The sequence below is a fragment of the Ruminiclostridium sufflavum DSM 19573 genome, assembly GCF_003208175.1.
GTDB lineage: Bacteria > Bacillota > Clostridia > Acetivibrionales > DSM-1351 > Ruminiclostridium > Ruminiclostridium sufflavum.
In genome coordinates, this window is record NZ_QKMR01000014.1 from 1 (window position 1) to 14,802 (window position 14,802).

Sequence of the window (14,802 nt, forward strand, 5' to 3'; positions counted from 1 at the left end):
CGAAACCCCTTGTTTGATGTGATGTTTGTGCTGCAAAACAATGAAAAGGTTGAGCTGCAAATGGGGGATGCGAGGTTTTGCCCGCTTGAAACTGAGCCGAGGACAGCAAAATTTGATCTGACGCTGCAAGTATCGGAGCTTGACGGCGGATATGAGGTTATCCTTGAGTATTGCCGGGATTTATTCACAGAAGCCTCCGCACGTACAATGCTTCTGCATTTTGAAGCATTGGTGGACTCCATCCTCGCCAATCCCAACGCACGCATAGCAGAATTGGAGATAATCAGCGATGCAGAGCGGGAGACAATCCTTGGTGCTTTCAACGAAAGAAACAATGAGAGCACACAAATCTACATCCTTGACTCTGGTAAGCTGTGTGGGATTGGAGTTGCAGGAGAGCTTTGCATAGCAGGGGCTGCACTTGCGTGCGGACGACTGAGCAACACGGAAATCAGCAAAAATGAGTTTGGAAAGAATCCCTATGGAGAAGGTATATTATACCACAGTGGTGAGCTGGCGCGATGGCAGATTGGCGGAAACCTTGAGTATATAGGGCATATGGGTGATAACAGCGATTCAAATATAAAATCAGTAATTGAAGAGGAGGCTAGGAAAACATATCCATACAGCGGCTACATGAATTATTTGAAAAGCCGTGATACAGCAGATTCTCTTGTCTATTGGCGTTCTCTTTTGTCAGATTATGAAGGGGATTATTATATAAAGTCTGTTTCAGATGTTGATTCTGATGAAGCGTATAGCGGTGTGGTAAGTCGGAGAATTGAACAGGGCTTGTTGGATCGGCTTGAGGAAACGTCAAAAAACTTAAATATATCAATATGTACGATATTTGAAGCTGCCTTTGGCTTGCTTTTGCAGAAATATGCCGACAGTAGCGATGTATTGTTTGGGAAGTTATTACTGGGAAGAAACGAGGAATTTATTAATAGTGGGTTTGATAATTCTTTGCACCCAATTCCAGTGAGGTTTAGGACAGAAGCTGAAATGAGTCTGGTGGAACTACTAAGGGCTGTAGCAAGACAGTCTGGCGAGAGCTTCCGCTATAGACATTATACGAGGGCTTCTATTCAAGAGATGACAGCTCAAAATGGAAGCATAATGAGAGTTCTGTTCGTGTTAAAGGACTGCTTAAGAGATGGGGAATTGATTCAAGGCAGGGAGTTCGAATCGGAAAAAAGCGGAGAGCAAACAGGCAATGAATTAACCTTCATGGTAAGGATAGGCGGCAGTACCACATTAGAGGTATTGTTCCATACGAAAAAATATTGCGAGATGGATGGGGAGTTATTGCTATCGCGTTTTCACAATATTCTCACGCAGGTGGCAGATAGTACGGCAATTGAATGCGAAGCTATCACGCTTGGAATTACAGAGCAGGAGTTCAACGATGTATTCATTCCCTATAATAATACAGAGGTATGCTTTCAAAATGGAACATTACACGGACTCTTTATAGAACAAGTTATGAAGACGCCAATGCATGCAGCCGTCATCTATAATGGCCGACAGATTACATACAGCCTTCTTTATCAGGAGGCATGCCGGGTGTCTAATTTTATTCTGGCGTCAGGTGTTAAGCCGGGCGAAAAAATAGCAGTGATGGGAGAACGCAAAATTGAAACAATCGTCAACATATTAGGCATACTGCTCTCGGGTTGTTCTTATGTTCCGTTGAGTCCTGATTACCCTGAAGAAAGGAATCACTATATAATTACGAATAGTGAGTGCAAGATGACGCTCACATCTGATACGTTGGAAGATGCAGCGGATTATTCCGATAAAATTGACCATGTGCGAGGCGGGGCGGATGCATTAGCGTATGTTATCTACACATCAGGCAGTACTGGTACACCAAAGGGTGTGGCTATCAGACACAGTGCGGCTGTCAATACGATTATTGATATTAATAAAAAGTTTCAAATCGATGACAAAGACAGAATCATTGGCCTATCATCTTTTGCATTTGATTTATCTGTATATGATATCTTCGGAGCGCTGAGCACTGGCGCGGCACTGGTGATGGTGGAAGAACAACGTGATGTCAATGAGATTCAGGGGATTCTTGCAAAACAAAAAATCACACTCTGGAACTCAGTGCCTGCCATCATGGATATTTTCAACGAGAGTGCGGATAAAAGCTTTGTAAATATGAGCTTGCGAAATGTATTGCTCAGCGGAGATTGGATACCGCTGTATTTGCCGGGAGCAATAAGAAATAAGTTTCCTAATGCTTCGGTGACAAGTCTGGGCGGGGCAACCGAGGGTTCAATATGGTCCATTTATTTTCCGATACATGAGGTAAAAGATGTATGGCACAGCATTCCATACGGGAAACCGCTGGCTAACCAAAAGATGTATGTACTTGATAAAAAACTCCGTATGTGTCCTTTAGGTATAAGCGGACAGATTTGTATCGGAGGAAAGGGTGTCGCAGAGGGGTACGTGAATGATAGCGTAAAGACCAACCGTGCGTTTGTTGACAACGATGAATATGGGAAAATTTATTTAACAGGGGACTATGGGAGGATGCGAAGTGACGGCAATATCGAATTCTTGGGCAGAGTTGATGACCAAATCAAAATCAGAGGATTCCGCATTGAGCTTGGTGAAATCGAAAGCGTTATAAGGAAACAACCGGGTGTGTCAGATGCTGTAGTTATTGTTCGCGAAATGGACGGTGACAAGAGTATATGTGCCTATCTGGTACCTGAACAGGGAATCGGGCCGCAGGAGCTTGACATCTCTTCCGTTCGTGAAGCACTCATTGAGAAACTGCCGGAGTATATGATACCGACATTTATAATAAAATTGAACGCATTGCCATTAAACAAAAATGGTAAGCTTGACAAGAGTGCGTTACCGAAGCCGGACGGGATCAGACGAACTTACACAGCACCGCGGACGGATGAGGAATGTGCAGTAATTCAAGTGTTTGAAGAAATTCTGGGTCTATCCTCCATCGGCATTGACGACAGCTTTTTCGAATTGGGAGGTGATTCTATGAAGGCAGTACGGACTGTTTCAAAATTACGTGAAAAGGGTTATGAGTTTGCCGTTATAGATATAATGCAGAAGCAGACGGCGAGGTTAATAGCTACTGTAAAGGTAAACGACAGAAAGATCAATATGATTGATTTCATGAGTATAACAACCGATGAGTCGAAAAAAGATAAGACTGGAAATATGAAAACAGATATTATTGATTGCATAGAGAATTACGGGAATAACTTCCTCCGAAGCAATTCACATAGTGATTGCAATGCGTTATATGTCAATCACTATTTTTTGAAGGAAATAAAAAATATAATGATTGATGTAAATGAAATTAATTATGATGCAGACGGCACAGCTTCAATATTGCAAACTATAATTTTAAATCAGGGAGCCATGCGAATCAAGTTCAACGAGGTAACAGAATGCTTCGAAGAATATGAATACTGTGATGACTGGATAATTCCTATTTTGGATATTGAAAAATATAATGTTGAAATGAATTCTTTCATTGATGTATTTCAGCAAGTTGTTCGTGAACTCAACTTCCTGTCAGACAATAGATTGCTCTCTAGGATATTGATACTCAAAACAGGGGAGGATCGCTGTGCAATTCTTCACGCAGTGCATCATTCCATATGGGATGGAGTATCAAAGGATTTGCTAAGGGCAATGTTTACCGAAGAATTGAGAAGAGAGAAATTGGGCAAGAACAGCCGATCATATATACAATATTGTAAAGATATTGAAAAGCTTAAGAAAAGCTATGTATTTAATGAAGAAGAGACATTGGCATTTGAGGAATGTGTTAAATTAGCTTTTAAAACATATAAGTCAATTACAAGGTTAGCTCCAAATTACTTGGCGTCGATTCGTGTAAAATTAGATGATACAAGGAGCAAGGAGTTTTCGGTAAATCCAATTGATACTGCCATGAAATTTTTCTCGAGTTTATTATACGACGATACAACAGAGGAGAGCTTGATAGTACCGTTTACTATATTGCGGCATAACAGAAACCAGAGAAACAGTGGGATGCTGGGATTAACACTTGATGCAAATCTTACGTTGTTTGATATTAGAAAGAAAACTAAAATTGAGTGCATGCTTGATAAATATTTTGATCCGGAAGTAATACCATTTTCAGAAAAAATCAGTTTGTTCCAGGAAAAGTCCGGATTCAGTGATATGGATTTGATGATTCCAAATATAAATTATCAAGGACTGTTTCAAGTTGCCGGAGGCTTAGATAGCGAAAACATGGATGAAATGCAGGTGAAAATTGAAACAACTGATTTCAATACAGGACGGAACACAATGGGAATGGCGTTTTACATGCAGGACAATATTCTGATGGCGCAAATAGTAGGAATCAGAGTTGATGAAAATATTGTAGAAAGGGCACTGAAGAATATTGACCCAACTACGGATTGACAAGCACTGGAAACACGCAGAAGCAAGGTATTGCAGAAGGACTGTCCGTACATGCTGCTTCTTCCTTTCGGGTGCAGGCTGACATCTGTGCGCGGTATCCTGTATTTTGGCCGTGATGAGAGCTGAGACTGCCGAAAGGAATAAGCAAATGCAGTAAGCATAATAAGAGGAGCAAATATGTAATTAAATAGCTGAAATAATTGCAAGAGACAGTGAAAAGCCTGATGGAACCGGCATGGCAGATGTCAGTTCCGTCAGGCTTTATTGCTGCGCTCATTGACAAGCAGCAAAACGCATAATAAGATTGAGTTATTTATCAATAGTCAAAATTGTCTGTAACCTTTTTGATAATTTTGCGTTTTTAAAGTGAGGAGATAACGAGAGGAGGGTGTGCATGAAGAAAGATGCCTTTGGAGAACTATACTGTCTTTATTTCAAACAGGTTTATCTTTATGCATACTCTCTTTGCAGGAATCATCACATGGCCGAAGATTTGACCAACGATACGTTCTACAAAGCCATGCTGGCACTGGACAAAGAAGTGCCGAGCACCAAATATTGGCTTTTGCGAGTATGCCGGAATCTGTTTTTTGATTTTTGCCGAAAAAATCGTGATAAGATACTGCCCTTGGAAGATGCATTGCTTTCCAGAGATGAAGACCCTTTGGAAAAGCTGTTACAGGATGAAAAGCACCGGCGATTGTACAGGGCTATGCAGGCACTTTCCCAATGGGATCGGGAACTGCTTACCATGTTCTATTATGGAGAGTGCAGTATTCACTGGATTTCAGATTTTACAGGGCATTCACCGGGGGCTGTGAAAACAGCCCTGAGCCGCGCCCGTTCCCGGCTCAAAAATCTTATGCAGGAGGAATAAACAATGAATGAATTTCGTGATCGTTTGAAATGCTATAAAAATGGAACCGCCGCCCCTGAAGAAGCTGAAAGCCTGCGCTTGGAAATTGAAAAGCATGAGGCAATAAGTGACTTCCTTGCCGAAGAATTTAACGAACAGCTGCCACCGATGGAAGAAACAGATGATACCCTTTCCGCAAAGAGAATTTCCAGAAAGGCAAGCCTCAGACTTTTTCTGACGGTATTGCTAACAGTTCTGTCGATGGCAATTTTGACAGTTGCGTTGATTGGCGGCTGCAACCTGTATTTTTATAATCCCAATAAGGGAATCCAGCCTACCTATGGCGGTGACGGGCAGCTTTTGGTGGATATGATAGCCTTTACCGAGCTTCACTCCCCTGGCTATTCCACCTATTGGGCAAAGGCATGGCGGGACGGCCCCGGATCCTATCAGGTGCGTATCCGCCAACAAAATGTGTTTCTTGGAGAATCGGAAAACTATTCGGAGCAGGTGGTCCGCGGAAAAGCACTTGGAAATGATAGGGAAATGCCAAATGATTATTGGCATTTCCCTTTAATGGATGCTTTTGGTGAACGTCAGGGAATTGTTGCCAGCTATGAAGGAGAAACCGGAGAAAGGATATTCCCATCGGAGAAGGATTGGTCAGAAGACTTGCAGGCATTGGCGCAGCTGCCTGATTCATGCCGTGCGGCTGTCTATGTTACATTTTCTAAGGATTTGACACTGGAACAGTTTTCGAATCTGTATAAAAAATGGACCGGTAAGCTTGACTTTCTCTATGCGGCTGTCGTCAGTGATGACAAATATATGGCATCTACCATTGGATTCGCTCCGGATTCCGCCGGAACCATACTGGAAAAGAATATTCCGGACGAAAAGGAATATCCCTATTTCCAGCTGTTTCAAGCCTCTGATGCAGAAGCCAATCAGGCCACCTTATGGGCGAAGCATTTTGACTCCCTGCTGAGATATATGTCCGGCCGTGGAGAATTCCTTAATACAATGGCCTCGGTCAATGGCATTGGTGATGATTATTACCGGGAGGTATTAAGCTATGTCAATGAAAATGGCGTAAAAATCTATGGCGTATTACTCACCGGCAACGTGAAGAGTGTTCAAGCATTTCTGGCACAGGAGAGTTATTCCGATTTTTATGTGAGCGGTGTGCGTCTATCTGCATTTTCTGATTGACAAGGAACTTTTAATTTACGGACAATTTGCAAAATAAGGAGAGAATACCATGGAGTACAAAAAATTAGGCAAGCAAAATGACATTGCACTGGTTATTACTGATAAAGCTATTATCAAGGATGCTCAATCCGCATTAGATGTGATTGCTTCTGTACAATACGAAACTAATTGCGATAAACTTATAATATACAAGTCATGCATAGCAGATGAGTTTTTTGCGTTAAGCACAGGAATTGCAGGCGAAATATTGCAGAAGTTTATCAACTATCGCAAAAAAGTCGCTATAGTCGGAGATTACTCAAAATACACAAGCAAACCTCTTAAGGACTTTATATTTGAAAGTAACAAAGGAAACAGTATTTATTTTTTGCCGAGCATTGATGAAGCGGTGCTTAAGTTGGATAGTTCCGAATAAGTCTAGGCTAAAGCCTATAAATTTAAAATTAATGGATTGTCTGAGTTTCTTGTGAGGAGCATAATAGACAATGCTTAACTGATGTGTCCTACAAAAATCTAAACAAGCAGGCTGTATTTCATAGTTGTGATAATCTGTGAAATACAGCCTGCTTGTTTTCTTTGTATTAAATATATCGTTTCTGCATAAGGGAGCGCAGGTGCACCCATATGCTATATTCACTGGAGAAACAGAACATTATACGATTGAGTGATACATACTTAAGGAATAATACTGAAGCTTTTTACATGCGATAGCTCAGGGCATGGATGTGCTGTGAAGCGGAAGCAATAATTTATTTTAAATATTAACTGTATTAGGAAATAAAACGTACTTACAGTTCTTGATATATATCACAAATACTATGAAAGCATCATATTATTTTCTGGGGGTGTTTATTATGACTAAAACAGATGTACTTGATGATATTATTGAATTATTGATTAAAAAGGCTGCGGAAGATGAACGGCAGAAGCATGATCTAAAAAAGAGATCCAATGAGCTTGCAAGGGGTGAAAAAGAAAATGGAGTATATTCCTCCTCTAGTTATCGGAAACAAGCTTGACCAGTACAAGGATGTCAAAAATACTCTTGATGAGGAATGGCTTGGTATTGGAGGGTATATACGGATTTCCACAAAAAAGGATAGTCAGAAAACTTCGATTGACAATCAGAAAAAGTATATACGCGAGTGGGCAAGGATAAACAAATTTAATGTTGCTGACTTCTATACAGATGTAAAATCCGGTGCGTACAGCTACCTGAGGAACGATTTGACCAGGCTTAAAAATGACATCGCATCAGGTAAAATAAAGGGAATTGTATCTAAAGAAATATCTAGAACATCCAGGGATATTTTGGATATTATTGAGCTTAAAAGAGGTCTCGCAGATCAAGGTGCTTTTTTTATATCAATAAAAGAAGGATATGACAGCAGAACTGATGATGATGAGTTTTTACTGGTTATACATGCCGGCTTGGCGCAAAAAGAAAGAAAGACTACAAGCTCAAGAGTGAAAATAACTCAAATGATTAAGGCAAATGAAGGAAAAACCAATGTGACCAAACCGGCTCTGGGTTATATGCTTTCTGAAGACAGGCAATATCTTGTTGTAAATCCGGACACAGCAGATGTATATAAACTGATTAAAGACAAGTTTTTATTTGGATGGGGCAGGCTTAAAATTGCCAAGTATCTGAATTCTCAAGGGATTAAATCTCCGCGCGGGAACGGCGGCTGGTCTACAAATACAATCTTAAATATTTTAACTAATCCTGTGTATTTAGGAGTCTATATGTATAATGTCTCAATTCTTGTCAGAGACAGTAGCGGCAAAGCCAAACGCATGATTCGGCCCCGGGAAGATTGGGTGATTAAAGAAAAGTCTCATCCGGCACTGATAACACCGGAAGAATTTGAACGGATCCAGCAGATTATTCAGGAACGCAGGGAAAAGGATAATAAGGAGTGGAGCTGTACAAAAACTTATCTGTTATCAGGATTTTTATATTGCGCATCCTGCGGTTCCAAATTGTATGGGAATAAGTTACTTAAGGATGCATCTAAAAAGAAGCATAAAGACGAATTAACTCCAGAGGATTACTATTATTATTATGTTGATAAAAAGGCAACTTCTTGCAAGCACAAAATAGCATACTATCATATGAATGCTGTTGACAATGCGGTTATAGATACAATAAAAAATCTATTTACTTCGGATTGCGGCTTGGACAAAAGGATAAAAAGTAAGCAATACATTTATGATACAAGGCTTGAAAAGGAGAAAAAAGCTAGAGAGGATATTGTAAATAAAATTGCATCGGTTAACACTGCAATCAAAAAACAGCAGCTTGCTTATGAGGCTGAGGCAATTACGATTGAAGAGTATAAGGGAAGGCTTGCTGAGCTGCGGGAGCAAAAATCCAATTTTGAAAAGAAGCTTTATAGATTGAATCAGTCACTGGAAAGGCTTGATTCAATGGAAGGCAGATTCTATGAAATAAAAGAAAAAGTCAAAGCATACATAGAAAATCTTAATTTGATGGATTATGATATTAAAGAAGAGATAATCAGAAAAACAATAAAAAGAGTTATAATAAGTGAAGACTATTCACTTGTATTTGAATATACCTTTGAAGAGTGAGAAGAAGTAGTATGAACAGACCCTCATACCAGCCAATAGAAGAATAATGAAGAAAAATATACAGCTGGTTAAGCTTGAGGGAGGAATGGATGATAAATTAGCTCTCAAAGAGAAATACAGGTTCTGTAAATAAAATAAAATGTTCACATAAATTTCACTTAACAATCAATATTTATTAACATATTGCAGCTATTATATAACCATAGCCTTTTTTCATATAGTCAATTACGGCTTAAACTTCTGCTTCAATATTTGAAGCTTCGATAATTGACTTTTTCTTTCCCCTATATTTTTTATAAAAGCTCCGGCAACGGAGCTTTTATTGGCTGCAAAATAATACCCCTGAGTTATTATATTTTCTTTATAAGTACAGGCGGCAAGGAAAATAACTGAGATACTGTGAAAATTAATATGGCAATTTGTGAAAAAATCCGATACTGTGAATTGAATTATTCCAATGTGGGTGATAAATACCTGGGTTTCTGACATGAAAGGCAGTATTGACTAATGATATACAATAATATATTATCCTATATAAGAAGCAATTCAGAGATACCTTGAAATAATAAAAAGTTGCAGATGGAGATAACAGATTTAATTATAATCAGAGCTTAAAAAGATATAGGACATGTGAAAACTTATATGATTAATAAACAGAATTTGACGGAGGTAAATATATGTACTTGACAATAAAACGATTTGAGGAATTATCCATAGAAGAGCTATATGAAATATTGCAAATCAGAGTAAAGGTATTTGTTGTTGAGCAGAATTGTCCGTATCAGGAATTAGACTATAAAGACCAATTCTCCTACCACGTGATTCTGAAAGATGAGCAAGGAATTAAAGCCTATTTGAGGGTTGTAGACAAAGGAGTATCCTTTGAAGAGGTATCAATCGGAAGGGTATTGACTGCCGATAGAGGATGCGGTTTGGGAAGCAGAATTCTTTCAGAGGGTATAAAGGTTGCGAAAGAGAAAATGAATGCGGATAAAATAAAGATAGAAGCTCAATCCTATGCAAAAGGGTTTTATGAAAAGGCAGGATTCAGGCAGGTATCGGATGAGTTTTTGGAGGATGGAATTCAGCATATTTTAATGGTTTTAGGATAAATAATTGAAGTGAACAAGCCTCCGGACTAATCAATAAAACATGAAATACGGCGGGCCGGACGGTGAGCTGGGTGCATCTTTAAGATATTTAAGCCAGAGGTTTTCCATGATAACCCCTGAGGCAAAAGCAACACTAAATGATATAGGAACAGAAGAACTGGCACACCTAGAAATGGTAGGGACCATGGTCAGACAGCTTACACAGGGAGCCAGTATGAAGGAAATCGAAGAAGGCGGGTTTGCTCCATATTATGTTGACCACGACAGCGGTGTTTATCCTGTCAGTGCGGCAGGTGTTCCTTTTACGGCTGCATATATTCAATCAAAAGGTGACCCGAGAACTGATTTGTATGAGGATTTAGCAGCAGAACAGAAAGCACGTTCAACTTACGAATACCTTATCAATTTGGCTGATGATCCCGATGTAATTGAGCCCTTAAGGTTTCTGCGCGAAAGGGAAATTGTACATTTTCAAAGGTTTGGCGAATCCCTAAGATATGTGCAGGAATATCTTGATAATAAAAAAAGATTTTCAGCAAGTCCTAAATAAAACTTCAAGAAAAAAATCACTTTCTCCAGGAGCTAGTGATTTTTTTAAAACAGGGAATAAAAAATAGTGTTCTTGTTAAAACTTTTTAAATGCAAAGAAAACTGCGCCTATTATACATATAAAGGAAAACACATAATTCAGCCTGAAGCTTTCTTTCAAATACAGAACTGAAAAAATTCCAAAAACAACAATTGTTATGGCTTCCTGAATTATTTTAAGCTGAGCTGTATCAAAGCTCTTTGAGGCAATTCTGTTTGCAGGAATCATAAAGCAGTATTCAAAAAATGCAATGCCCCAGCTGATAATGATAATAATCGGCAGCGGAGTGGAGCTGTTTTTAAAAAATTTCAGGTTGCCGTACCATGCAAAAGTCATGAAGATATTTGATACAACCAAAAGTAAAAAGGTCCAAAACCTTAGTATTGAAGACATATGTAAGCACTCCTTGTGTGTTGTCGTCAGCTGCATTTATAATGATTGCAGTCGGAATTAATCAGAAAAATTGACTTTATTGAGATATTATAGCGCTGTTTCAACAAAAATACCATCAGAAATGTTAAAAATTAATATAATAATATTTAAATTATTTAGTTCAAAAGAACACCGGATTTGAAAATTTTACTTCAAATTTGGTGTTCTTTTTATCGTAAAAATGTCCAAAAGCCTGATAAAATCAGGTTCTTGGACAAAGTGTAGTGCGGACGGCGGGACATTGCCCAAGTTCAAGTCCCAAATAAGAAAACACAAAAAACAACCGATATTTCATATCGATTGTTTTTTAAATGGTGCGGACGGTGGGACTTGAACCCACACGGTCTCCCATACGCCCCTCAAACGTACGCGTCTGCCAGTTCCGCCACGACCGCATTAATTAATCAGCTAATGCATTCCGCATCAGCAAGTATGATTATACTAGCATTTACTGTGTATTGTCAACAATAAATTTGAAAAAAATTGATTTTTTAAGAAAAAAATTTGAAGATATATACAAGAGGTCAATTCCTATCGGCTAAAGAACTGATGATATCGACGATAGTTTTGGCCTGAGGCTGAATCTTGCTGAAGTCAAAGATTTGCCTATCAAGACGACATAAATATTGTCTTGATATTATCGCCGCAAGGCTTGAAGGATAATTGACTAAAGGCAATTGCCTCCATATTATTGCTTAATATATATAATATATATTAAATTTCAGTTCATATTCAGTTAATAAAATTGAAATAATATAATAAGGTATGAAAATAAAAGTGACCATAAAAATGTTGAAAATTTGATTGAAAATGTATATTGTAGTATCCAGACAGGCTTGATACAATATATTAATGAAAACAAAAAAGGAGAGTTGATTTGTGGGGTTACTAAGTCCAAATTATAATAAGCCCGGTCCGGGGGTTGATAAGGATGCACCGCCAAAGCCAAGATTTTTTGTGTTTTTTGAGGTGTTCAAGAGAAAGTTTTGGAATTTGATGAAGGTTAATTTGATGTTTGTTTTATTCAATATTCTTGCATTAGCGGCAGCTTACTATGTATCAGCAGTGCTTTTACAGAGAATTCGCCTTGACGGCGGAATGGGAGATATTGTTATCAGATTATTTTTGGCTGCTATTCTGACCTTGATTCCGGTTGTTACCACAGGGCCGGTACAGGCTGGTTTTACGTACGTGCTGAGAAATTATTCAAGAGAAGAGCACTCCTTTATATGGGGTGATTTTAAAGAAAATTTATTGAGAAACTTTAAACAGGGAATGATAATTGCAATTATCGATATCTTTGCTATGATTGTATTTAGTATTGCCTTGAACGTTTACTCTAGTATGTCCGGAATATTACCGGTTTTAGGTGCAACATTCATATTTATTTCAATTATAATTTTCTTTATGATGCATTTATATATATATCCAATGCTTGTTACAGTTAATTTAAATATAAAAAACCTATATAAGAATGCTTTGATTTTCAGCATAATGAAATTTATTCCTAACTTTTTAATGATACTTTTAAACCTGATAATTGCATTTTTGGCTTTTTATATACCTTTTGTAGGGGTTGTTTTGTATATCCTTATATTACCGGCCTTTATGGGACTGATGAACAACTTCTATGTCAATCCTTTGATTAAGAAGTACGTTGCAATGCCCGATGAAGGTAATGGAAATAAGGAAGAAAGCATATTTGAAGATAACAAAAAGGGTGAAAGCTTTTATAAACCTGCAATTGAGGATGAAGACAAAAACATTTAAGCCGGTATGGATACAGAGAAATTTACTTTATTAGTAGCAGCATTATATTTATTTAAAGCTTTAGGCGGCTAATAAATACGGCTTTTCTTACAGGATAAGATTTTATAAAATTAATGGCTAGGCTTTGGCAGCTTATGAGAGAGTAGTTTTGAAAGTATAAATTTATAAGCTGAACCGTTAAAAGCAAAGCCATTAATTTTATCTGCACTCTAATTGTTTAGAAAAATCGTATTATAGATTAAACTCTTTTTTTATTGCTGAAATAGCTTTGTCAATATCCTTTTCATAAATAAGATATGATATTTCAACTTCTGAAGTGCAAATCAGCTTTACCTCGATATCGTTAACGGCCAGCAGGGTAAACAGCTGTGCGGCAACACCTGGTATATTTTTCATAGCCTCTCCGAAAACTGTAATCTTGGTATTATCTGAGTCAATTTCTATTCGCAGATTTGGAATTTTATTTTTAAAGGAGTTTAATATACCGATTATCTTTGCTATGTCCTGTGCCGGAAGAGAAAAGGATATACTGCTTTTGCCTTTATAGGGCGGAGCCTGACTAATCATATCAATATTAATTTGTTCGTGGGCAATTTTGCTGAACACATTTGAAATAACCGACATGTCGTTTGGAAGATTGTCTACGGTAACTAGTGCCACGCCGTATATGGTACTAATGCTTGTAACTGGATTATTTGCCATAAGAAATCCCTCCTTATATGCTATTATCTTAAATCCATAAAATGGACTTTAAGTACCTGCTAAAGCAATATGCAGCTGCTAAACTCCGTTTTACAGTAAGGGAGCAGCCGCAGATTGCTTGCAAATTATTAAAAAAACAGAGCTTAAAATTAGCATTAAACCTCAAAGGGCAACTATATTGCCTAAAGCTATAAATTAGTTGTTTTCAGCAATAAGGTCAGACATTGAATAAAGGCCGGGTTTCTTATCGGCAAGAAACATAGCGGCTTTTAATGCACCGACACCAAATATTTCTTTAGATGCTGCGGTATGATTTATTTCTATAATTTCATCCTTTCCGGCAAAAATTACAGAGTGATCACCTACAATTGTACCGCCGCGGACGGCATGCATACCGATTTCCTGCTTGCCGCGCTTTTTCCTTCTGGAATGTCTGTCATAAGTATATTCGTATTTCTCATCAAGAGAGTCATTTATAGCATCAGCAATTGCAAGAGCAGTGCCGCTTGGAGCATCAATTTTCTGATTGTGATGCTTTTCAACAATTTCAATATCAAACTGTCCTTCCAAAAGCTTTGCGGCTTTTTTAACCAATTCAATAAGTAGGTTTACTCCGAGAGACATATTTGCGGAGAAAAATACCGGTATTCTTTTTGCGATATCATTTTTAAGCATACCTGTCTGATCAGAGGAAAGACCTGTTGTACACATTACTACAGGAATGCGTTTTTCCTGTGCATATTCCATCAATCCGTCAAAAGCCTTTGGATTGGAAAAGTCAATAATTACATCAACCTTAATATCACAATCATTCAGCGAAGTGAAAACGGGATAGGGGTTATTTACAGAATTATTTAAATCTAATCCGGCTGCAATCTTTAATTCACAGAAGTTTTCTGAAAGCCGGGTTATCACTTGCCCCATATGTCCGTTGCATCCGCTTAGCAGTACATTAATCATTTGCATTTCACATCCTAATCTATATAATAAGTAAATTATATTGCGCAAAGCGCGCTTTTTAAATATGTAACAATTCAATCCGGATTTGAGACTTGCCGCATGATATATCAAGGAGATACATCTTT

At 38.2% G+C, this 14,802-nt stretch carries 12 protein-coding genes and 1 tRNA gene; 9 read left to right on the plus strand and 4 right to left on the minus strand.

Going from position 1 to position 14,802, the window contains the following annotated elements; translation table 11 throughout:
- The 8 genes from LY28_RS11805 to LY28_RS11845 form a co-directional block, all read left to right on the plus strand.
- On the plus strand, positions 1–4,446 hold a 4,446-nt coding region (locus LY28_RS11805), incomplete at its 5' end, for a non-ribosomal peptide synthetase (protein ID WP_117434288.1).
- A 394-nt stretch (positions 4,447–4,840) separates the two neighbouring features.
- Positions 4,841–5,323: an RNA polymerase sigma factor gene (locus LY28_RS11815; RefSeq protein WP_110462402.1), complete on the plus strand. Its 483-nt coding sequence runs from the start codon at positions 4,841–4,843 to the stop codon at positions 5,321–5,323.
- A 3-nt stretch (positions 5,324–5,326) separates the two neighbouring features.
- Positions 5,327–6,514 (plus strand): anti sigma factor C-terminal domain-containing protein, encoded by a 1,188-nt coding sequence (locus LY28_RS11820; RefSeq protein WP_110462403.1) that lies wholly within the window; start codon positions 5,327–5,329, stop codon positions 6,512–6,514.
- Positions 6,515–6,563: 49 nt separating this feature from the next.
- Positions 6,564–6,929 (plus strand): DUF4180 domain-containing protein, encoded by a 366-nt coding sequence (locus tag LY28_RS11825; protein ID WP_110462404.1) that lies wholly within the window; start codon positions 6,564–6,566, stop codon positions 6,927–6,929.
- A gap of 439 nt (positions 6,930–7,368) precedes the next feature.
- The gene (locus tag LY28_RS19130; RefSeq protein ID WP_165835556.1) at positions 7,369–7,533 is read left to right on the plus strand and encodes a hypothetical protein; all 165 of its coding nucleotides are present in this window, start codon (positions 7,369–7,371) and stop codon (positions 7,531–7,533) included.
- Positions 7,493–9,112 (plus strand): recombinase family protein, encoded by a 1,620-nt coding sequence (locus LY28_RS11830; RefSeq protein ID WP_110462405.1) that lies wholly within the window; start codon positions 7,493–7,495, stop codon positions 9,110–9,112. Before LY28_RS19130 ends, LY28_RS11830 begins: the two co-directional genes overlap by 41 nt.
- A 677-nt stretch (positions 9,113–9,789) precedes the next feature.
- Positions 9,790–10,224, plus strand: a complete 435-nt coding sequence (locus LY28_RS11840; protein WP_110462407.1) for a GNAT family N-acetyltransferase — start codon at positions 9,790–9,792, stop codon at positions 10,222–10,224.
- A 40-nt stretch (positions 10,225–10,264) separates the two neighbouring features.
- Positions 10,265–10,774: a manganese catalase family protein gene (locus LY28_RS11845; protein WP_110462408.1), complete on the plus strand. Its 510-nt coding sequence runs from the start codon at positions 10,265–10,267 to the stop codon at positions 10,772–10,774.
- Between the two features lie 75 nt (positions 10,775–10,849).
- Here the strand turns inward: LY28_RS11845 and LY28_RS11850 are convergent, their stop codons facing one another.
- Positions 10,850–11,206, minus strand: a complete 357-nt coding sequence (locus LY28_RS11850) for a DMT family protein (protein WP_110462409.1) — start codon at positions 11,204–11,206, stop codon at positions 10,850–10,852.
- Between the two features lie 351 nt (positions 11,207–11,557).
- Positions 11,558–11,640: transfer RNA gene (locus LY28_RS11855), tRNA-Leu, on the minus strand.
- Positions 11,641–12,124: 484 nt separating this feature from the next.
- Between LY28_RS11855 and LY28_RS11860 the strand changes: the two genes are divergently transcribed.
- Positions 12,125–13,015: a YesL family protein gene (locus LY28_RS11860; protein WP_110462410.1), complete on the plus strand. Its 891-nt coding sequence runs from the start codon at positions 12,125–12,127 to the stop codon at positions 13,013–13,015.
- A gap of 231 nt (positions 13,016–13,246) precedes the next feature.
- On the opposite strand, the gene LY28_RS11865 is transcribed toward LY28_RS11860, so the two are convergent.
- Together LY28_RS11865 and dapB are read right to left on the minus strand one after the other, a co-directional pair.
- A complete protein-coding gene (locus LY28_RS11865; RefSeq protein WP_110462411.1) occupies positions 13,247–13,717 on the minus strand; it encodes an ACT domain-containing protein in 471 nt (156 codons plus the stop codon).
- A gap of 195 nt (positions 13,718–13,912) precedes the next feature.
- Positions 13,913–14,677 (minus strand): 4-hydroxy-tetrahydrodipicolinate reductase, encoded by a 765-nt coding sequence (gene dapB / locus LY28_RS11870; protein ID WP_110462412.1) that lies wholly within the window; start codon positions 14,675–14,677, stop codon positions 13,913–13,915.
- Positions 14,678–14,802: the final 125 nt, after the last annotated feature.

Coding starts and splice junctions, on each gene's coding strand:
- LY28_RS11815 (WP_110462402.1), top strand. CDS start 4,841: ATGAAGAAAGATGCCTTTGGAGAACTATACTGTCTTTATTTCAAACAG.
- LY28_RS11820 (WP_110462403.1), top strand. CDS start 5,327: ATGAATGAATTTCGTGATCGTTTGAAATGCTATAAAAATGGAACCGCC.
- LY28_RS11825 (WP_110462404.1), top strand. CDS start 6,564: ATGGAGTACAAAAAATTAGGCAAGCAAAATGACATTGCACTGGTTATT.
- LY28_RS19130 (WP_165835556.1), top strand. CDS start 7,369: ATGACTAAAACAGATGTACTTGATGATATTATTGAATTATTGATTAAA.
- LY28_RS11830 (WP_110462405.1), top strand. CDS start 7,493: ATGGAGTATATTCCTCCTCTAGTTATCGGAAACAAGCTTGACCAGTAC.
- LY28_RS11840 (WP_110462407.1), top strand. CDS start 9,790: ATGTACTTGACAATAAAACGATTTGAGGAATTATCCATAGAAGAGCTA.
- LY28_RS11845 (WP_110462408.1), top strand. CDS start 10,265: ATGAAATACGGCGGGCCGGACGGTGAGCTGGGTGCATCTTTAAGATAT.
- LY28_RS11850 (WP_110462409.1), bottom strand. CDS start 11,206: ATGTCTTCAATACTAAGGTTTTGGACCTTTTTACTTTTGGTTGTATCA.
- LY28_RS11865 (WP_110462411.1), bottom strand. CDS start 13,717: ATGGCAAATAATCCAGTTACAAGCATTAGTACCATATACGGCGTGGCA.
- dapB (WP_110462412.1), bottom strand. CDS start 14,677: ATGATTAATGTACTGCTAAGCGGATGCAACGGACATATGGGGCAAGTG.